Source organism: Anaeromyxobacter oryzae, assembly GCF_023169945.1.
Taxonomy (GTDB): Bacteria; Myxococcota; Myxococcia; order Myxococcales; family Anaeromyxobacteraceae; genus Anaeromyxobacter; species Anaeromyxobacter oryzae.
The window spans coordinates 5,146,105-5,166,762 of record NZ_AP025591.1 but is presented as its reverse complement, the minus strand read 5'-3'; the positions used below and the strand labels follow the sequence as shown (position 1 = coordinate 5,166,762).

13 protein-coding genes are annotated in these 20,658 nt (G+C 75.2%); 9 read left to right on the top strand and 4 right to left on the bottom strand.

Annotated features, from left to right (window positions below; genetic code table 11):
• Positions 1-27 precede the first annotated feature (27 nt).
• Positions 28-1,218, bottom strand: coding sequence for an MFS transporter (locus AMOR_RS22410; protein ID WP_248354322.1), 1,191 nt, complete (start codon positions 1,216-1,218; stop codon positions 28-30).
• A 173-nt stretch (positions 1,219-1,391) separates the two neighbouring features.
• Between AMOR_RS22410 and AMOR_RS22405 the strand changes: the two genes are divergently transcribed.
• From AMOR_RS22405 to AMOR_RS22370, 8 genes are all read left to right on the top strand, one after another.
• Positions 1,392-2,597: a hybrid sensor histidine kinase/response regulator gene (locus tag AMOR_RS22405; RefSeq protein ID WP_248354320.1), complete on the top strand. Its 1,206-nt coding sequence runs from the start codon at positions 1,392-1,394 to the stop codon at positions 2,595-2,597.
• 7 nt (positions 2,598-2,604) lie between these two features.
• Positions 2,605-4,194 (top strand): PilZ domain-containing protein, encoded by a 1,590-nt coding sequence (locus AMOR_RS22400; RefSeq protein ID WP_404800969.1) that lies wholly within the window; start codon positions 2,605-2,607, stop codon positions 4,192-4,194.
• Complete coding sequence (locus tag AMOR_RS22395) at positions 4,195-6,807, top strand: ATP-binding protein (protein WP_248354316.1); 2,613 nt, start codon at positions 4,195-4,197, stop codon at positions 6,805-6,807.
• Between the two features lie 155 nt (positions 6,808-6,962).
• On the top strand, positions 6,963-9,188 hold the full coding sequence (locus AMOR_RS22390; RefSeq protein ID WP_248354314.1) for an acyl-CoA dehydrogenase family protein: 2,226 nt from the start codon (positions 6,963-6,965) through the stop codon (positions 9,186-9,188).
• Positions 9,189-9,206: 18 nt separating this feature from the next.
• Positions 9,207-11,045: a 4Fe-4S ferredoxin gene (locus tag AMOR_RS22385; protein WP_248354313.1), complete on the top strand. Its 1,839-nt coding sequence runs from the start codon at positions 9,207-9,209 to the stop codon at positions 11,043-11,045.
• Between the two features lie 9 nt (positions 11,046-11,054).
• Positions 11,055-11,858 (top strand): electron transfer flavoprotein subunit beta, encoded by an 804-nt coding sequence (locus AMOR_RS22380; RefSeq protein WP_248354311.1) that lies wholly within the window; start codon positions 11,055-11,057, stop codon positions 11,856-11,858.
• 14 nt (positions 11,859-11,872) lie between these two features.
• Positions 11,873-12,907 (top strand): electron transfer flavoprotein subunit alpha, encoded by a 1,035-nt coding sequence (locus AMOR_RS22375; protein WP_248354309.1) that lies wholly within the window; start codon positions 11,873-11,875, stop codon positions 12,905-12,907.
• Positions 12,908-13,022: 115 nt separating this feature from the next.
• Entirely contained in the window at positions 13,023-15,740 is a 2,718-nt protein-coding gene (locus tag AMOR_RS22370) for a serine/threonine-protein kinase (protein WP_248354307.1), read from the top strand.
• Here the strand turns inward: AMOR_RS22370 and AMOR_RS22365 are convergent.
• The 3 genes from AMOR_RS22365 to AMOR_RS22355 all read right to left on the bottom strand — a co-directional run bounded on the left by AMOR_RS22365 (position 15,691) and on the right by AMOR_RS22355 (position 18,007).
• Complete coding sequence (locus tag AMOR_RS22365) at positions 15,691-16,260, bottom strand: RNA polymerase sigma factor (protein WP_248354305.1); 570 nt, start codon at positions 16,258-16,260, stop codon at positions 15,691-15,693. The genes AMOR_RS22370 and AMOR_RS22365 overlap by 50 nt on opposite strands.
• Before the next feature lie 404 nt (positions 16,261-16,664).
• On the bottom strand, positions 16,665-17,141 hold the full coding sequence (locus tag AMOR_RS22360) for a hypothetical protein (RefSeq protein ID WP_248354303.1): 477 nt from the start codon (positions 17,139-17,141) through the stop codon (positions 16,665-16,667).
• A gap of 203 nt (positions 17,142-17,344) precedes the next feature.
• Positions 17,345-18,007 carry an HAD family hydrolase gene (locus tag AMOR_RS22355; protein ID WP_248354302.1) on the bottom strand — a complete coding sequence of 221 codons (663 nt, stop codon included), beginning with the start codon at positions 18,005-18,007 and terminating at the stop codon, positions 17,345-17,347.
• A gap of 117 nt (positions 18,008-18,124) precedes the next feature.
• On the opposite strand from AMOR_RS22355, the gene AMOR_RS22350 reads away from it, so the two are divergent.
• Positions 18,125-20,626, top strand: coding sequence for an ATP-binding protein (locus tag AMOR_RS22350; protein WP_248354301.1), 2,502 nt, complete (start codon positions 18,125-18,127; stop codon positions 20,624-20,626).
• The last annotated feature ends 32 nt before the right edge of the window (positions 20,627-20,658 follow it).

Genomic DNA, 20,658 nt, shown 5'->3' with positions numbered 1-20,658 from the left:
CGCGCGCCGGTGGTGACACCGAGTGGATCAACGATGTGAACTGTGGACGGCTTTGGACCGCGTCAACTGAAAGAGCACCTCGTGTAGCACCGTGAGTGCGAGCGCGACGAAGAGCACCGCCGGCGCGATCGCGCCGACCCCCGCCCGGGCGGCCAGCACCCCCAGCGCGCCGGGCAGCGCCGCCGCGGCCAGGGTCGCCGCGGTCACCTGGAACCCGACCGCGTGCGGCGTCGTGTCGTGGCCCAGCCGGTCCGGGGTCCGCGCCATGAGCGTCGGGTACACCGGCGCGAGGCTCGCCCCGAGCAGGACGAGGCCCAGCCGGCCGGCGAGGCCGGCGCTCGCCGCGAACGCGGCGCTCCCGGCGACCGCCCCGGCCGTCGCCAGCCGGAGCAGCCGGTCCGGCCCGACGCGCTCGACCACGAAGCCGAGCGCGATCCGCCCCGCCGCGATGCTCCCCCAGTACGCCGCGGTCCAGGCCCCGGCGCGCTCGACGTCGAGGCCGCGCGCCTCGCGGAGCACCGTGAAGCACCACTGCCCCGCCCCGGCCTCGAGCCCCGTGTAGACGAAGAAGATCCCGATCTGCAGCCACACGCGGCCGCGCCGGAGCGCGTCGCGCGTCCGGACCGGCGCCGGCGCCGGCTCGCCGCCCCCCGCGGCCGCGGCCGGGCCGCCCCACCGGCCCCGCGTCGAGAGGAACGCGAGCGCCATGGCGCCGAGGGCGGCCGAGAGCAGCGCGTAGCCGGCACGCCAGGGCGCCCCGCGCGCCAGGACCGCGGTCATCGCGAGCGGTCCCGCCGTCGCGCCGAGGCTGTACGCCGCGTGCATCCAGTTCAGGTGCCGCACCGGGAAGTGCCGCGCCGCGTACCCGTTCAGCGCCGCGTCGATCGCGCCCGACCCGAGCCCGACGAGCGTGCCCATGCCCAGGAACGCGAGCCACGCCGGCGCGAGCGCCTCGCCTGCGAGGCCGAGCGCCACGAGCCCGCTGCTCCCGGCGAGCAGCCCGCCCACGCCGACCGCGGCGACCAGCCGGCCGGCGAGCGCGCCGGACACGGAGTAGCCGGCGATGGTGGCCGCGAGGGCCAGGCCGAGCTCCGCCTGCGACCGGCCGAAGGTGGCGCGGAGCGAGGGCCACGCGACCCCGATGACGGTGTCCGGGAGGCCGAGTGACACGAAGGCGGCGTAGGCGAGCGCGAGCAGGGCGGCGGCGGGGCGGCGCATCGGGACGCCGTGTCGGTAGCCGATCCCGGCCGCCGCGGCAGCGGAATCGAAGGGTGCGGCGGGAGGTCCGCCGGGCACGTCTTTTGCGACTTCACCGAAGGTCCCGTATACTTTCGGCGCACACGGACGCTGCGGAGGTCGGGCTGCTCACGGACGGCGAAACCTCCACGCTGGTGGCGCGCCTGGGCGTCGAGGACCAGCGCAGCGGCGGCGTGCTGCTCGTCGACGACGAGGCCCTGAACCTCAAGGTCCTCGCCGACCTGCTCGCCGACGACTGGACGGTCCACTGCGCCTCGTCCGGGGCCGAGGCGCTCGAGCTCGCCGCGCACGTCCCGCTCGACGTCGTGGTCGCCGACCAGCGCATGCCGGGCATGACGGGCGTCGAGCTGCTCGAGGAGCTCCGGCGGCGCCGCCCGGACCTCGCCGGGATCGTCCTCACCGCCTACAGCGACCTGCACGCGCTCGAGTCCGCGATCAACCGCGCGAACGTGTTCCGCTTCATGAGGAAGCCCTGGGAGGCGGCGGAGATCCTCCGCGCGCTCGAGCAGGCGGCGGCCCACGTGGTCCAGCGCCGGACCATCGACCGGCTCGTCACCCTGCTCGCGAACCGCAGCGAGGAGCTGCGAGCGTCGCTCGATCAGGTGCAGCACCAGCAGCAGGTCATGCTGCACCTCGAGCGGCTCGGCACCATCGGGCAGCTCTCGGCCGGCGTCACCCACGACCTCCGGAACGTCATGGTCGCGCTCCGCAGCGCCGACTGGGAGATGACGAACGCCGCGGTGTCGCCGGCGATGCGCGAGATCATCGGCCTCGGCCTCGCCGGGATCGACAACCTCCTCCGGACGCTGCAGACGCTCCACGAGTACGCGCGCACCGGCGCGCTCGAGCTGCAGCTCGCGCGCGTCGATCCGGCGACGGTGCTGCACGACGCCATCGCCATCGCCCGGATGGACCTCGCCTTCAAGCTCCGGCGCGTCCGGAGCGAGGCGCCCGCCGGGCTGCCGCCGGTCGCGGCCGACCGCCAGAAGCTGACGCAGGTCCTCGTGAACCTGGTCCGGAACGCGCTCCACGTGACGCCGAACGGCGCGTCCGTGCGCGTCCTCGCGGCGTCCCGCGACGACGGCGCGGTGGAGTTCGTCGTCGAGGACGAGGGGCCCGGCGTGCCGCCCGAGATCCGCGAGCGCCTGTTCAGGCCGTTCGTGTCGACGAAGGGCGACCAGGGGCTGGGGCTCGGGCTCTACATGGCGCGGCTCATCGTCGACTCGCACGGCGGCCGGATCCAGGTCGCGGATCGGGCCGGCGGCGGCGGCAGGTTCGAGGTGATCCTCCCGGCGGCACGCGCCGCGGAGGACGTGCGGGGGCACGGAGAGGGAGGGTGACGTGGCGATGAGGAAGGACAACGTCGAGCGGGACGCCGCGCCGCCCGACGCGGGGAGCGGCGACTTGGCGTCGCGGGGCGCCCGGCCCGCGCCGGCCGCGCGTCCGGTGGGCGTCGGGCGCGTGCGCACCTACGAGGAGCTCGACGGCGCCGAGGGGCGCGCCGTGTTCTTCCGGCCGCACCGGTACACGGCCGCCGACCTCGCGCCGGTCCGCGGAACGGTCCTCCTCGCCCTGGGCGGGCTCGAGCGCGTGTGCGCCCTGCACGACGTGTCGCAGAACGGCGCCGCGTTCTTCTGGCCGCGCGGCGTGCCCGTCGAGGCGCGCCAGCGCGTGGAGCTGACGGTCCTCTTCGACGAGCACCAGGCCTTCCGCGGCGCGGGCGTGGTGGGATCCGTGCGCGACCAGGGCGGCGCCCCGCTCGTCGGCGTCTCGTTCGAGGACTTCCTCCTCGACGTCGACGAGGTGCTGCAGCTCCGCGCGGTCCAGCGCTGGGCCGCGGAGGATGCCCAGCCGGCGAGCACGGAGCGCAGGTGGTCCGTCGCGGGCTGCGAGCGCTACAAGGCGCTCGTCGCCGAGCTGCGCCTCCTCCTCGAGGACGCGCAGCGCGAGCTCTCCGCGCTGGAGGCGCGGCTGCCCTGGCACGTGCTCCACGGGAAGGACAACCCCGCGCGCGCGGCGCTGGTGGACCAGCTCCGGACCGACTTCGTCCCGGAGACGATCCGGCTGACCGAGGCGCTCGACGTGGCGGTCCGCGAGCTCCCGGAGGGCCACCGGGATCCTGCCGCGCGGGAGTGGTCGTACCGCTACCTCGACGAGTTCCTGATGCAGTCGCCCGGGTGCCACCGCGCGCGCCACAAGCCGTTCGGCTATCCCGGCGACTACCAGGTGATGAACTTCATCTACGGCCAGCCGTTCGAGGGCGCCTCGCTCTTCGCCCGCGCCGTGGAGCTGGCCTTCTGGCACTCGCGCTCCGCGATCGCCGTGCGCGCGCGGAAGGATCTGCTGAAGCGCGAGCTCCGGGCGCTGGTCTCGCGGCGCGACGGGGGCGAGGGGCCGGTGCGCGTCCTCTCCATCGCCTCGGGGCCCGCGCAGGAGCTCGTCGAGCTCCTCGACGAGCTCGAGGACCTCCCGCGCGCCGTCGAGATCGTGTTGTTCGAGCAGGACGAGAACGCGCTCGCGCACGCCTGGCGGCGGCTCCAGCCGGCCGCGCGCGCCCGGTTCCCCGGCCTCGTGTCGTTCACGTTCCTGCACGACTCGATCAAGCGCCTGCTCCGCGACCCCCGCCTCTTCTCGCCGTTCGGGCACTTCGATCTGATCTACTCGGCCGGGCTCCTCGACTACCTGCAGGCGCGGACCGCGGCGGTGCTCACGCGCCACCTCGCCCAGGCGGCGGCGCCCGGCGGGCGCGTGCTCGTCGCGAACATGGTCGACCACCCGGCGCGCTGGTACCTCGAGGTGCCGCTGGACTGGCCGCTCGTGTATCGCACCCACGACGAGCTCCTCGAGATCGGCGCGGCGGCGTTGCCCCGCGCGGCGCTGCGGATCCTCGAGGAGGACAGCGGCGCGAACCCCTTCCTCGAGCTCGTCCCGCCGTAGATGGACCCGAGCCAGGCGGAGATCGAGGCGCGCTGGCGCCGCTGGCTCGTCGAGCGGAACCGCCGCGGGCTGCGGATCGGGCTGATCATCATGATCACGCTCTATCCGGCGTTCGGGCTCCTCGACTGGCTGCTCGCGCCGCCGCGCGCGGTCCCGTGGCTCTGGGCGACTCGGGCCCTCGTCACGGTGGTGACGCTGGTGCTCTTCCCCGTGCTGCGGACGCGCTTCTTCGAGCGCTGGGGCGAGCTCGTGAGCGCGACCTACGTCTGGCTCGCGGCCGGCGCGGTCGCGGCGATGACGTCCACGCTCGGCGGCCTGTCCTCGCCCTACTACGCCGGGCTCTCGCTGATCCTGCTCTCGGCGGGGCTGCTCCTCGTGTGGCGCCTCCCCGTCGTCGTCGTCACGCACTCGGCGGTCGTCGCGACCTTCATCGTCGGGAACGCGGTCGCCGGCCAGATCGGCCCGGCCGCCACCGTCTCGTCCAACCTCGCCTTCCTCTGCACGACCGCGCTCGTCGCAGCCGTCGGTCAGGTCCTGTTCTACCGGACGCAGCGGGAGCAGATGGTGCAGCGGGTGCGGCTCGAGCGGATCACCGCGAACCTCGAGCGCGCCCACGCCGACCTCCAGCAGCTCGATCAGTTCAAGTCGCGGTTCTTCGCGAACATGACCCACGAGCTGCGGACCCCGCTCGCGATGGTGCTCACGCCGCTCGAGCTCCTCCTCCAGGGCGAGATGGGCACGTTCAGCGAGGCCCAGCGGAACGCGTTCGGCAGCATGTTCAAGAGCGCGCTCAAGCTCCTGAAGCTCATCAACGACCTCCTCGACCTCTCCCGGCTCGAGGAGAGCCGGCTCCGGCTCGACATCGCGGACCACGACCTCGTCGCGCCCCTGCGGACGCTCACCGAGCAGACGCAGGTGCTCGCGCAGCGGAAGGACATCTCCCTCGCGTTCCGCGCGAGCGCCGACCGGCTGGTGGTCCGCGGCGACCTCGAGCGCCTCGAGCGCGTCTTCGTGAACCTGCTCTCGAACGCCATCAAGTTCACGCCGCCCGGCGGGCACGTGCGCCTGTCGGCGCTCGACGGCGAGGGCGCCGTATCGGTCGTCGTCGAGGACGACGGCCCCGGGTTCCCGCCGGAGGCCGCGGAGAAGATCTTCGAGCGCTTCTACCAGGTCGACATGGCGGGGACGCGCCGGCACGGCGGCGCCGGGATCGGCCTCGCGCTCGCCCGCGAGCTGGTCCAGCTCCACGGCGGGACCCTCGTCGCGACGAGCGATGGGCGCTCCGGCGCGCGGTTCGTCGCGACGCTCCCGAAGGACGCCGCCCACCTCCCCGCCGCGACCGCGCCCGAGCGCGCCGCGGGCGCGGACGGCGGGCTCGATTGGGCGGTCCAGCTCGCGAACCGGACGGAGTTCCGGCTCCTCGACATCGACGAGGCCACGGAGCGCCGCGTCGTCGAGCGCGACGCGGACGAGGAGGCGCGGCCGTACACGGCCATCGTGGTGGAGGACAACCCGCAGGTCATCCAGGTCGTCCACATGACGCTGCGCCGGGAGTTCAAGGTGTTCACCGCGCCGGACGGCCTGAAGGGGCTGGAGATCGCGCTCCGGGAGCGGCCGAACCTCGTCGTGACGGATCTCATGATGCCGGGCATCGACGGGCTCGAGCTCACGCGGCGGCTCCAGGCCGACCCGCGAACGCGCCACGTCCCCGTCCTGATGCTCACGGCGCGCGGCGAGCTCGACGACCGGGTGCAGGGGCTCGAGACGGGCGTGAGCGCCTACCTCACGAAGCCGTTCTCGCCGCGGGAGCTCGTCACCTGCGCCCGGCAGCTGGTCCGCGCCGAGGAGCAGACCGCCGACCTCGTCCTCACGCACCGGATGGAGTCGGTGGAGATCGTCGCCGCGGGGCTCGCGCACGAGCTCAACAACCCGCTCAACTACGTGAAGAACGCCCTCGCCCGCGTGCGGGACGACGCGGCGCAGGCGGTGGAGCTGGTCCGCGCCGCGCGGTCGCGCGCGCTCGAGGAGCGCGAGCTGGCCCGGCTCGACCGCGCCGCCGAGCGGATCGCGGACATGCTCTGCGTGGCGGACGCGGGGCTCCGGCGCATCGGCCAGACCGTCGAGCTCATGGGCCGCTACGGCCGCGCCGGGTTCCGGCGCGAGGTCGTCCCGCACGATGCGTGGGCCGCGGTGCGCACCGTCGTCGACGTGGTCCTGCCCGCGACGGGACGCCCGGTCCAGGTCGACGTGGAGCTCTCGGGGGACGGCACCGTCGAGTGCGTCCCGGAGGAGCTGAACCAGGTCGTCACGAACCTCGTCCAGAACGCGATCGAGGCCGCGCCGGAGACCGGCGGCCGCGTGTCGGTCACGGGGCGCGCCGACGATGGCGAGCTGGTGCTCTCGGTGAAGGACAACGGCGGCGGGATCCCGCCCGCCGTGCTCGGGCGAATCTTCACGCCGTTCTTCACGACCAAGGGTCCGGGCCGCGGGATGGGGCTCGGGCTCACGATCACGCGGCGCGTGGTCCAGGGGCTCGGCGGAAGCCTGCAGGTGTCGAGCTTGCCCGGCGAGGGTGCCGAGTTCGTCGTACGCCTTCCGCGGCGACGCGGATAGGTCCGCGCGCCGCGGCGCGCGACCATCTGCCTCGTGCGGTGATGAGCCGCTCCCACTTCGGGCGTCTTCCTCCGCGCGCACGCGGATTGGTACGGTGCCCACCTCCGCTGGAAACGAATGGGGATCCGCGCGCTGCGCGGGAAGGGGGACCCGCCATGACCACCTTACCGACCGTGAAGATCGCGGCAGAAGGCCTCCGCACGCTGCCCGGCGACGACGTGCGCCAGCTGCTCTGGCGCTTCGCCGACCGGTTCGATCTCCAGATGCTCGTGCAGTCCGCGCGCGGTGTCGCGCGCGGCCCCGTCGCGCGCCTCGTCGCGGGGGGCGGCCGGAACGTGCACGAGTGGACCCCGGAGAAGGGCGCGCTCCTCGAGGCCTACGACGCGGCGGGGATCACCTCCGCGTTCATGGAGCCGGCCGACGGCGGGTTCATCGAGGGCCCGAAGAACCTCGCGCTGGCGCTCATGGCGTTCGAGCTCGCGTGGGTGGACGCGGGGGCGGCGACCGGCGCGCTCGCGGGCTTCCTCGGCCTCTCGCCGATCAAGGAGCGCGGGACGCCGGAGCAGGTGCACCGGTACATGTCGCTGGCCTCGACCGGCGACGGCAAGAAGCCGTGGCGCGCCGCGTTCGCGCTCACCGAGCCCATCCCGTACGTCGGCGTGGACACCGGGATGCTCTCCGGCCGCGTGCGCGTCCTCGAGTGGAAGGAGGGCGCCGAGCCGGTGCTCCACGTCGAGAAGCGCGGCCGGTTCATCACGAACATGGGGTTCGCGAACTTCGTCACCGCGGCGGTGGACTCCGGCGACCCGCGCATCAAGGGCAGCTGCATGGTGATCCTGGAGGAGACGGATCCGGGCACCTTCGACCGCGGCACGCCCACGAAGAAGCTCGTCCACCAGCTCTCCTCGACGAACGACCCCATCTTCAGCCTCGACGTCCCCGCGAGCCGGATCGTGGGCGGCTACGACGTGAAGGACGGCGTCATCGTCCCGCGCTTCTCGCACTCCGAGGTGATCGAGGCGGTGTTCCGCCGGACGCGCGTCACCGTCGGCGTCATGACCGCGGCGAAGCTCCTCTCCGCGATCGAGCCCATCATCCGCTACCAGCGCGGCCGGTTCCGGGGCGCCGAGCAGGCCGCGCCCGGCTCGCTGCGGTGGGAGCTCGGCATCCAGCAGCGGGAGGACGCGCTCCACCGGCTCGTCGAGATCTGGGCCACCGGCGAGGCCGCCGCGTCGCTCGGATTCGCAGCCGCGCGGACGTTCGACGCGCTCGATCCGCTCGAGCGGGAGAAGGAGGCGCTGCTCGCCGCCGAGTGCATCCGCGGCGGGCGCGCGGAGCTGAAGCGCATGAAGCTCGTCGAGGCGTCGGCCCTCGAGCTGCTCGCGCTCGAGGCGCGGCCGCGCGGTGGCCGGGACGAGGCGCGGCTCGCGGCGCTGCGGGCGGATCCGCTGGTCCGGTACGCGCTCCTCGACGCGCAGGCGAACGTGCTCTGCCCCGCGGCGAAGCTCTGGAACACCGGCCACGGCGCGACGGTCCTCCGCGAGGCCGTGTCGCTCATGGGCGGCTACGGCATCACCGAGGACTGCCCCGGCTTCCTCGGGCAGAAGTGGATGGACGCGCAGCTCGAGGCGACGTACGAGGGCCCGGAGGCGGTGCAGCGCCGTCAGCTCTCGGTGACGATGACGCAGCCGCTCTTCCTCGCGCAGGTCCGCGCCTGGGTCCGCGAGCTGCGGCACGTCTCGGCGGGCCGGCCGGGCACGGGCGCGTGCACCCTCGCCACCGCGTTCGAGCTGTGGCTCTGGACGATGCGGCACGTCGAGGGCGCCACGGACGCCGCCGGCGCCCGGCTCCTCCAGAGCCCGCGCCAGGGCGTCTCGTTCCCGCTCGCCGACGCGCTCTCCTGGCTCGTCGCGGCGCGCCAGCAGATCCTGGACGTCCTCGAGCTCCAGGAGAAGGGCGCCGCCAACGCCGCCCTCGCCGAGGCGCTCCCCGGGCTGGTGTCGTTCCTCGGGGACCTCTCCCACGTGCAGGCCGCGCGCGCGGCGGGCGAGGTCGGGCGGATCTGCGCCGAGCTGGTCCACGGCTACAACCGCCACCCGGCCTGGGACGCGGACGGCCTGACCGCCTGCTGGCAGGCCCAGGACCTCGACGCGCTCGAGGGCATCTTCCCCGGGCTCGCCGGCTGCGCGCTCGATTCGGTCTCGGGCGAAGCCCACCCGGACAAGGAGGGGCCGTGCGCCTCGTGCCGCGGCGCCTCGGACTTCCGCGCGCTCCGGGTGAAGCTCGACGGCTGCCTCACCGGCGCGAAGCTCGCCCAGGACCGGGCCGCGGAGGCGCTCTCGAAGGTGATGATCCCCGAGGCCCTCGACTACCCCGCGTAGCGGACGAAGGAGCGAACCTTGGAACGCCCGTCGATGGCGGTGGACGTCGCCTGCGTCGGCTTCGGCCCGGCGATGGCCGGCTTCCTCCTGACCCTCTCCCGGCGCCTGGCCGATCCCGGGAAGCCGCCGCTCGAGAGCGCCGCGGCGCCCGGTCTCCCGCTGCAGGTCGCGTGCTACGAGCGCGCGGACGGGCTCGGGTTCGGCGTGTCCGGCGCCGTGACCCGCGCGCGCGCGATCCGCGCCGCGATCCCGGATCTCGACCCCGCCGCGATCCCCATGGCCGCGCGCGTGGTGAACGAGAAGGTCCTGTACCTCCTCGATCCCGTCGGCGCGAGCCGGCGCTCGGCGGCGCTGCGCGGCGCCGACGCCACGATCCGCGCCCTCCGCTTCGCCCTCCCCTACGACGCCGAGGCCCTCGAGCTGCCCTGGACCCCCGCGTTCCTGCACAAGTCCGACGGCCTCGTGCTCTCGCTCGGCCAGTTCATGCAGTGGGCCGGCGAGCGCGTCCTCGCGACCGGCACGGTCCAGCTCTGGCCCGGGACGCCGGTGGCGGGCCCGCTCGTCGAGGACGGCCGCGTGAAGGGGATCCGCCTCGTCGACCAGGGCGTCGATCGCGCGGGACACCCCGAGCCCGGGCACGCGCCCGGCATGGACGTGCTCGCGGCCCTGACGGTGGTCGGTGACGGCCCGGTCGGCCCGGTGGGCCGCGAGCTCGATCGCGCGCTCGGCATGCCGGACGGCCACGCGCGGCGCGAGTGGGCCGTCGGGATGAAGCTCGTGGTCGACCTCGGCCCGGGCGTCGACCTCCCCGCCGGCACGGTCCTCCACACCTTCGGCTTCCCGGAGCCCGAGATCTTCGGGTTCCTGTACGTCCACCCGGACCGCGTGGCGAGCGTCGGCGTCTTCGTGCCCTCGTGGTTCGAGAGCCCGGCGCGGACGACGTACCGGTACCTGCAGCACTACGTCCAGCACCCGTACCTCGCCCGCATCCTCGCCGGCGCGCGGCTGCGGTCGTTCGGGGCGAAGTCGATCCTCGAGTCCGGCCGCCGCGCCGAGCCCGCCCTCGCAGGCGACGGCTTCGCCCGGATCGGCGAGGGCTCGGGATCGACCAACGTGCTCACGTCGTCCGGCGTGGACGAGGCCTTCGCGACGGGCGTCCAGCTCGCCGAGGGCGTCGTCGAGCTGCTCGAGGCGGGCAAGCCGTTCACGCGCGAGAACCTCGCGGCCGCGTACGTCGCGCGGCGCCGGGCGAGCGCGTTCGAGCGAGAGGCGCGCGTCGCCGAGCGCGCCCGCGACGGCTTCCACCGCGGGGTCGTGACGGGCCTCCTCGGGATGGCGCTCGCGGGGCTCACGAAGGGCAAGGTCGCGCTCGGGCACGAGCCGCCGCCGTCGCGGGAGCAGCTCGACGGCCTGGAGGGGTTCTACGCCGGCAAGATCCCGCCCGCGGAGATCGCCGCCCTCCGCGCCGCGTGCGAGGCGCGGGGCGTCCCGCTGCACGACGCGCTGATGGACCGCGCCGGGTGGCCGCCGGTCGCCCACGACGGCGCGCTCCTCGTCTCGCACCAGGACGCGCTGCTCATGGGCGGCAAGGTACAGGCGCCGTCCGGCTACGCGGACCACGTCGTCTTCCGGGATCCCGGCGTCTGCCGGTCGTGCGGCGCGCGGGTGTGCATCGAGATCTGCTCCGGCGAGGCGCTGCGGCCCGGGCCTGACGGCGTGCCCGCGTTCGACCGGGAGAAGTGCCTGCACTGCGGCGCGTGCCTGTGGAGCTGCAGCCAGCCCGCGGCGCCCGGCGCCGAGGAGCCGAACCTGGACTTCCGAGCGGGGGCGGGGGGCCTCCACTCCGCGGAGAACTAGAGGAGAGCCATGACCGCCGGATATCAGCTCGTCGTCCTGGGGAGCATCGTCCCCGACCCGCTGCAGACCCTGGAGCCCGTGCCCGGCCCGGCGCTCCGGAACGAGATGATGCTGCCGGCCGTGCTCGATCCGTGGGCGGCGCACGCGCTGTTCGAGGCGGCCCACCTCGCCGCCGGGGCGCCCGGCTCGAAGGTGACGCTCGTCTCGCTCGGGCCGAAGGCGAAGCTGCAGCAGGTGATGATGGCCGTCGGGCAGAAGGTGCCGTTCGAGCTCGTCGCGCTCGACGGGCCGGCGTCGGGGTTCGTCGACGCGCACGAGACGGCGGCGCGCCTCGCCGACGCGGTGCGCGCGCTCCCGGGGCTCGACCGGTCGCGGCTGCTGCTCTGCGGCGGGTGGGAGTCCGCGTCCCGCGGCGCCGGGGTGACGCTCCAGCTCGTCGGCGAGCGGCTCGAGATCGCCGACCAGTTCCAGGGCGTCGACGCCGTGAAGGTGCTGCCGGACGGCGCGCTCGAGATCCTGGAGCGCGTCGAAGGCGGGCGCCACCTCGCCTCGGTCTGCGCCGGTCCACCGGCGGTGCTCGGGTTCGCGACGGGCAGCCTGCCCGAGCCGCGGAACGATCCCAAGGTGGGGATGGCGAACATGCGGGCGCTCATGCCGGCGCTCCAGAAGGCCGGGGCGGCGCCGGTCGGCGGCGGGGGCGTGGAGTGGGTGGAGGTCGCGCTCCCGAAGCAGCTCCGGGAGACGCGCATCGTGAAGGACCGCTCGCCGGCGGAGATCGCCGCCGAGATCGTCGAATGGATCGGGCGCGACTGACGCCGGGGGACGCCATGGAAAAGGTACTCTTCCTCTGCCACACCGACGCCTCCGGCGCGCTCCCGCGCGCCGCGCTCGAGGCGCTCTCCGCCGCGAAGGAGCTCGCGAGCGCCCCCGGGGCCACGCTCACCGCGGCCGTGTTCGGCGCGGGCGCCGGCGCCGCCGCGGCGACGCTGGGCGGCGCCGGGGCCGCGCGCGTGCTCGCCACGGACGGCAACGACGTCGAGGTCCCGCGCTTCGCGACCGACGCCGCCGCCGCCACCGCGCTCGCCCGCGCGGCGGAGGCGACCATCGTCGTCGCGCCGCACACGTCGCGGCTCGCCCGGGTCATGGCGGCCGTGTCGCTGCGCCTCGGCGGGAAGATCGACACGCACGTGACGGCGATCCGCCCGGGCGCGGCGCCCGCCGCGACGCGGTGGCTCTACCGCCAGCGCATCGAGGCGACGCTCCGGCGCGCCGAGCGCCCCTGGATCCTGCTCGTGGATCCCGGCGTCGCACCGGCGTGGCAGCCCGGCGGAGAGGCCGGCGCGGTCGAGGCGATCTCCGTGACCGCCGCCGCGACGCGGACGCGCGTCGTCGGCGAGCGCACGCCGGGCTCCGGCGCGTCCACCATCCGGCCCGACGCGAAGCTCCTCTTCGTCGCCGGCGCGGGGTGGACCAAGAAGCAGGCCGACGGGAAGATCCACGGCGAGGACGCGGAGACGCTCATCCTCGGGTTCCTCGAGCGCGCGGGCGCGTCCCTCGGCTCGTCGAAGTCCCTCGTGGACCAGGCCGGCGAGGGTCACGCCGTGCTCCGGTTCATGAGCCACCTGAACCAGGTGGGCCAGACCGGCTCGACGCCCCGCCATCCGAAGGGGCTCTCCACCTGCTGCCACGGCGAGGAGCCGCACGTGGTCGGCTGGCGGTTCGTCCGCGAGCGCCGCGCCGTGAACCTGGACCCGAGCTGCGGGTGGGCACGCGGCAAGGCGGACGTGCTCTACGTCGCCGACGCGTTCGCCGTCATGGAGCGGGTGAACGCGCTGCTCGTGGCGAAGGCGGCGGGGAAGTAGGTCGGCGCGCCGCGGCGATCCGGTCGTCATCGACCGGAGGAGCCCGGTTCCCGCTGCCGCGCCGGGGTGCCTCGACGAGGCGGCCCCGTGATCCGGCGCGGCGTTCCGTTGTACGGTGTCCGTCCACCCGAACGCGGAGCAGCGCGTCGTGCCCGGAACGGACGAGCCGAGCCCAGGAGGCGCGAAGGGAGCCGGCGCTCCCGCGCTCTCCGTGCTCCTGCGCGAGCTGGTCTCCGCGCCCGCCGCTCCGATGCCGTGGGCGGAGGGGCTCTACCCGGGACGGGTCATCGGCCGCTTCGAGCTGGTCCGGGAGCTCGGCCGCGGCGGGTTCGGGGTGGTGTTCGAGGCGCGCGACCGGGAGCTGGGCAGGTCCGTGGCGTTCAAGGCGGTCTACCCGGGCACCTCGCCGCGCGCGGGCGAGCAGCTCCTCCGCGAGGCGGAGGCCATCGCGCAGCTCCAGCACCCGAACCTCGTGACGCTCTTCGACGTCGGCCGGTGCGCGCTCGGCCCGTTCCTCGTCCTGGAGCTGCTCCGGGGCCGCACGCTCAAGGACCGGATCGAGCTCGGGCCGATCCCCGTCCCGGAGGTGCTGGCGATCGCGATGGACGTCGCGGCCGGCCTCGCCCACGCGCACGCCGCGGGCGTCGTGCACCGGGACCTGAAGCCGTCGAACGTCTTCCTCTGCGAGAGCGGCGCCGTGAAGGTGCTCGACTTCGGGATGGCGCACGCGTTCGGCCGCCAGCGCGTGAGCGGCGGCACTCCCGCGTACATGGCGCCGGAGCAGTGGCGCGAGGAGCCCGACGACGCCCGCACCGACGTCTTCGCGCTCGGGGTCCTCCTCCACGAGATGCTCTCCGGCGACCTGCCGTTCGGCCCCGAGGGCGAGGCGCTCCGCGCCGGCACGCCCGCGCCACGCCTCGAGGTGCCCGGCGCGCCCGCGCTCCCGGAGCTGGTCGCGTGCTTGCTGGAGCTGGATCCGGCGCGCAGGCCGCGCGACGCCGCCGACGTGCTCGACCGCCTGCGCGCGATCGCGGCGCCGGCGCCGGGCCCCGCCGCGCGGCGGCGGCTCGCCCGGATCACCGCCGCGGTGCTCGCGTCCGGGCTCCTCGCCGGCGCCGTCGCGCTCACGCTCCACCGCGGGCACGCGACCGCGCGGCCGGCGGGGCCGCGCACCGTCGCGGTGCTCCCGTTCGCGAGCCTCTCGGCCTCGCAGGACGACGCGTTCTTCGCCGACGGCGTGCACGGAGAGCTCATCACGCAGCTCGCGCGCCTCTCCGGCCTCCGCGTCATCGCCCGCGGCTCCGTCCAGCAATACCCGCCCGGCGCGCGGGACCTCCGCGCCATCGGGGCGGCGCTCGGGGCCGACACGATCCTCGAGGGCACCGTGCAGCGCGCGGGCGACCGCGCCCGCATCGCGGTCCAGCTCGTCGATCCGCGGAGCGGGACCGAGCTGTGGGCGAATCGGTTCGATCGGGCGGCGTCCGACGTCTTCGCGATCCAGACGGAGGTCGCCCTCGAGATCGCGGGGGCGCTCGGCGCGACGCTCAGCGCCGCCGAGCGCCGGGCCATCACGCGCCCCCCCACGCGCGATCGCGAGGCGCACGACCTGTTCCTGCGCGGGCTCTACTACTGGCAGCGCTCGATGGGCGTCGAGTCGGACAACCGAACCGCGGAGGAGCTGCTCGAGAAGGCCGCCGCGCGCGATCCGGCGTTCGCCCTCGCCGAGGCGTGGCTCGCCGCGGTCACCGTCGAGTGGAAGGAGGACTGCGACGCGGCCCGCCGGCACGCGGCGGCGGCCGCCGCCCTCGAGCCCGATCTCCCCCAGCTGCACGTCGCGCTGGCGGAGATCTGCGACGTCTGCGACCACGACACGCGTGCGGCGATCCGGGAGCTCGAGCACGCCGTCCGCGCGGCCCCCGGCGACGCGACCGCGCGCGCGCTGCTCGGGACGATGCGGACCACCGTCGGCGCGTACGACGCCGGGCTCGACGACCTGCGCCTCGCGCTCGCGCTCGACCCGCGCTCGTACCTGGGCGCGATCGGCCTCGCACGCGAGCTCGTCATCGTGCGGCGGTTCGACGAGGCGGAGCGGGCCTGCGACCGCGCCCGCGAGCTCGCGCCCGGCGACGTTCACGGGCTGGTCCTCTGCGCGCTCGTCCCATTCTGGCGCGACGGGGACCTCGCGCCCGCGCGGCACGCGCTCGACCAGCTCCCGCGGGAGCTGCCGAGCGCCGGCAACGGTGCGTGGTCGCTGTTCCAGCTGCTCGCGGTGTTCCCCGACGAGGCGCTCCGCCTCGCGGCGCAGGACCGGCTCGCGTCGCCGTTCTCGTCGCGGCCGCTCATCCCCCGGGCGTACGTGGTCGGCGCGGCGCACGCGGCCCGGGGGGAGCCGGAGGCGGCGCGGGCCGCGTTCGCCGAGGCGCTCCCGGACCTGGAGGCGCGGGCGCGGGCGGAGCCCACGAGTATGCTCGCGTGGCTGTTCCTCGCGCGGGCCGAGGCCGGCGTCGGGCGCGCGGACGAGGCGCTCCGCGACGCGGGCCGCGCGGCCGCGCTCGCGTCCGAGCCCGAGCACCGCGCGAGCGCGCAACGGTTCGTCGCCGAGATCGCGGCGGCGGCCGGGCGCCCCGCCGACGCAGTCGACGCGCTCCGCGAGGTGCTCGCGCGGCCGGACGGCCTCGTCACTCCCGCGGCGCTCCGCGTCGACCCGCGGTTCGCGCCGCTGCGCGGCGATCCACGGTTCGACGCGCTGGTCGTGGACGCCGCGGCGCGCCAGGCCGGCGGCGCTACTCCGCGAGCCCTTCCTCCCGGAGCCGCTCCGCGAGCCGCTCCTTGAGCCGCTCGTAGCGCTTCCGGAGCGCGGCCGGCTCGACCGGCGCGCCCTCCGCGGAGAGGACCTCCGCGACGTCCGCCCACTCGAGCTCCTGGTCCAGCCGGAGGAAGAGCAGCGTCTGCTCCTCGGCCGTGAGCGAGCCGCGGATCCGATCGAGCGCGCGCCGCCGCTGCTCGTCCCGGATCACGGAGCGGGTGCGGATGTCCTCGGCGAGCCGGGAGGCCTCGCCCGTCTCGAAGCGACGGCCGCGCCGGCGCCAGGCGTCGCTCCGGACGTGCATGGCGGCGCACCACGCGATCTTGTACGCCCACGTGCGGAACGACGCCTCGCCGCGGAACCCCTCGATGCCGCGCCAGAGATCCTCCGCGAAGTGGCTGAACGCGTCGGCGGCGTCCTCCTCGTCGCGCAGGATCGAGCGGAGGTAGCCGAACACGCTCGGCCCCAGCTCGCGGATCGCCTCGGTCGCGGCTGCTCGGGGGTCCCCGGCCGCGATGAGCGCGCGCACCCGCTGGTCGACCGACATGTGCGGAAGGGTACCCCGGCCGAGCCGCGCACGCGAGAGGGCGACAGGCAAAACCGAGCGACGGAGGCGGGATCCTGAGGATCTCCGCCCCGTCGCTCACCCACCCCGCCACGCGATCGGTGGACGCCGCGTGGCGTCCCGGAAGATGAGACCCGGGACGCGGGCGCGTGTGACGCGTGGCACGGAAGATCCCGGCCAGGGCGACGACGCGCGCCACGCTAACGGGGCGACGAGCGACTCCGTTCTCCGTTGCCGTTCTCCGTTGCCGTCACCGGACCCGTTTCCGTGGCCCGCTTCCCGTCTGCCCGGGACAGGGGACACGGGACTCGAATCACGCTGAACGGAGAAGTCGGCAACGGCAACGGCGACGGCGACGGCAACGGCGACGGCGAAGCGCGGCCCCGTTACCCGATGATCGCCAGCGAGAACTCAGCGCCGTTGCAGACGATCCTCGCGGAGCGACCGGTCTTCGTCGCGGTCACGGCGCCGAGCCGCGTCTCCCCGGCATCCCACTCGGAGCCGAGCGCCTTCAGGAGGTCCTCGCGGATCTTCTCGCAGCCGGACTTCGGGGACGGGGCGGAGAGCGTGACGGAGCGGACCGCGTCGCGGTCGGCGAGACCTGCGATCGCAACCTGGTCGAACCGGTACCCGGCGACGACGACGCTCGACTTGGCGGTCGCGGTCCGGCCGCCCAGTCCGGCGGCGTCGCGGAGGTGCGGGTCGAGCCGCGCGAGCGCGTCGTGCGCGGACGCCCACGCCTGGCCCGGGGCGGCAGGCAGCGCGGCCTCGACGGTCGGCTGCGCCGCCGTGCGGGAGCAGGCCGCGGTGACGAGAAGGAGGAGGGGGAACGAGAGGCGCAGCGCGCTGGGGATCGAGATCATGGTCGGTGACTCCCGAGTCAACGGCGGGGCGATATACACCCGCGCGCCGTCCCAGGGAAGCCCCGGCGTCGGCCGAGAGCGGACGGAGGGGATGGGGACCCCACGGGGTGGGTGAGGGCAGCCCCCGCAGACCTACAGCGTCATCCGTTCGCCCTGAGCCGTCTCGAGGGCGGCTCGCCGCGCTCGTTCGTGGTTCGACAGGCTCACCACGAACGGTTCTCGCGCTGGACCGCCGCCGCGACGTCTTCCGGGCGCTCGACCAGCGCGTCCGCCCCGGCGGCGCGGAGCTCGTCCGCGCTGCCGTAGCCCCAGAGGACGCCCACGGCTCGCAGCCCGTGCGCGCGCGCCGCCGCGACGTCGTGGAGGCGATCCCCGACCATCACGGCCGCGCTCCCGTGAAGCCCGGTCGCCCGGAGCAGGTGCGCCATCAGCTCGCGCTTGTCGGTCCGCGTCCCGTCGAGCTCGCTCCCGTGGATCGCCTCGAAGAAGCCGGCCAGCTCGAAGTGCCCGACGATCCGCTCCGCGAAGACCGTCGGCTTCGACGTGCAGACGATGAGCCGGTGCCCGGCGGCGCGGAGCGACCCGAGCAGCTCCCGGATCCCCGGGTAGACGCGGTTCTCGTACATCCCCACGGGCGCGTAGCGCTCGCGGTAGAGCGCGACCGCACGCGACGCCTCCGACGCGCGCGCAGGTCCGAGCAGCTCGGCGAAGGACTCGTGCAGCGGCGGCCCGATGTACCGCTCGAGCGCGGCGTCCGGCGGACACGCGATGCCGAGCCGCTCCACGGCGTGCCGGATCGATCGGACGATCCCGTCGCGCGGATCGGTCAGCGTGCCGTCGAGGTCGAAGAGGATGGCGGGGAGCACGGGCGGTCGTGTACCGGAGGCACGTGACGGGGGCAAGCGACCGCCGGTTCCGCGCTTCCGGCGCGCCGCGCGACCTGCCACAATGAAGACCATCCGTACGTCCGACCCGGGTGCACGTTGCACGGCTCCTCCACCTCCCCTCCCCGCCGCTGGCTCCCACCGACGGCGTTCGCCCTCGCCGCGGCCGGCCTCGTCGTCGCCGCGGTGATGATGGCGGTCTGGATGCGCGCCGAGACGCGCCGCCGCGCGGGCGCGGAGCTCGACGCGGTGGCGGCGCTGAAGGTCGAGGCGCTCCAGGAGTGGCGGGAGGACCACCTCCGGAACGCGAGGTACGCGGCCCTGTACCCGTCCATCGCGCGCGCCGCCCGGGCCTCGGCGACCGGCACGCTCGAGCCCACGCTCCGCGCGCACGTCATGGAGATCCTGGGTCATCTCGCGGCGCGCCAGGGCTACGCGTCCATCGCCCTCGTCGGGGCCGACGGACTTCCGCTCGCCGCATGGACGCGGGACGGGCGTCCGGCGAGGCCGGTCGATCCCCGGCTCCTCCGCGCCGCGCTCGCGTCGCCGGACGGCGCCGCGGACGCCCTCCTCGCGGAGGCCGGCGAGGAGCCGCACCTCGACGTGGTGGCCGCCGCGCGCGCCGACGGCGGACCGCCGTGCGCCGTCGCGCTGCGCGTCGACGCGGCCCCGCTGTTCGAGGAGGTCCTCGACCGCTGGCCCGTGCCGACGCGGACCGCGAGCGCCGCGCTCGTGAACGCGGGCGGCGGGGAGGTCCGCGTCTTCTCGTCCGGGCGCGAGCTCCCCGGCGGGCACGCGGCGCTCCTGTCGGCATCGTCGCAGCAGGAGCTCCCGGCGTTCAAGGCGGCGCACGGGGCGATGGGGATCATGCAGGGCGTCGATCCCCGGGGCACGCCGGTGCTGATCGCCATCCGGCCCGTCCCGAGGAGCGACTGGAAGGTGTGCACGGAGGTGGCGCTCGCCGAGATCGACGGGGCGATCCTGCGCCCCGTCGGCGTCATCGCGGCGCTCGCGCTCGCGCTCCTGCTCGCGGGCGCCATCATGCTGGCGCTCTGGTGGCGCCAGGAGTCGGCCCGCGCCGCGATGGAGACCGAGCTGCGCGAGGGCCGCGAGCGGCTCGAGCTCGCGCTCGCGGGCACGCACCGCGTGTGGGACTGGGATCTCACGGCTGGCCGCCTCGAGATCCACCGGCGGTGGGGGCTCGCCGCGCTCGCTCCCGACGCGCACCACGGGACGGTGAGCGAGGTCCTCGCCCGGCTCGTCCACCCCGACGACGCCGCCGAGGTCCGGGCGCGCGTCGAGGCACACCTGCGCGGCGAGACCGCCGTGTTCGAGTCGGAGCACCGGATCGCGTCTCCCATGGCCGAGGTGCGGTGGGTCTTCGTCCGCGGCCGGGTGAGCCGCCGAGACGCACACGGGCGGGCGCTCCGCTTCACCGGCGTCTCGTCCGACGTCACCGAGCGCCGGGCGATCCAGGCGCGGCTCGAGCTCGCGCAGCGGATGGCCGGCCTCGGCATGCTCGCGGCAGGCGTGGCGCACGAGATCAACAACCCTCTCGCGTCTGTCTCCGCCAACCTGGACTTCCTCGCGGCCGAGGGAATCCCGCCGGGCGGCGACCCGGAGCTCGCCGCGGCGCTCTCCGAGGCGCGCGACGGCGCCGACCGCGTCCGGGACGTCGTGCGCGGCCTCCGGGCGTTCTCCAAGCCCGGGCCCGAGGATCGCGGGCCGACCGACCCGGGCGCCGAGCTCGAGGCGGCGCTCCGGCTCGCGCACAACGAGCTCCGCCACCGCGCTCGCGTCGAGGCGCGGATCGCCGACATGCCGCCGGTCGAGGCGGGCGGCCACGAGCTCGGGCAGGTGTTCCTGAACCTGCTCGTGAACGCCGCCCAGGCGATCCCGGAGGGGCGCGCGGATCAGAACGTCGTCCGCGTCGAGGCCGGCACCGACGCGGAGGGGAGCGCGTTCGTCGCGATCCGCGACACCGGCGCCGGGATCCCGCCCGAGGTGCTGCCGCGGATCTTCGACCCGTTCTACACGACGAAGGCGAGCGCCGGCGGCAGCGGCCTCGGCCTCGCCATCGCCCACCGCATCGTGTCCGGGGCCGGGGGCCGCATCGACGTCGAGACGCAGGTCGGGCGCGGCACGTGCTTCCGCGTCACCCTGCCCGCCCGGCGCGGGCCGGTCGACGCGTCGGCCGAGAGCGGCGTCGGCGACGCGACCCCGCCGTCGCGCCGCCGGCTGCTCGTCGTGGACGACGACGCGCTCGTCCTGCGCGCGCTCGTCCGGTCGCTGTCGCGCGCGTACGTCGTCGAGACTGCGAGCTCCGCGCCGGAGGCGCTGGCGCGGCTCGACGCCGGCGAGCGGTTCGACGCGGTGCTCTGCGACCTCATGATGCCGCAGGTGACCGGCATGGAGCTCCACGCGCACATCGCCGCGCGCGATCCGGCGCTCGCGTCGCGCATGGTCTTCATCACGGGCGGCGCGTTCTCCGACGCGGCGAGCCGGTTCCTGGCCGAGACGCGAAACGCCTGGGTCGAGAAGCCCTTCGAGGCAGCGCGCCTCGAGGAGGCGATCGCGCGGGCGCTCGCCGCGGCCGCCTGAGCGCCGGCGTCGAGAGGCGCGGCCGGGCGGTC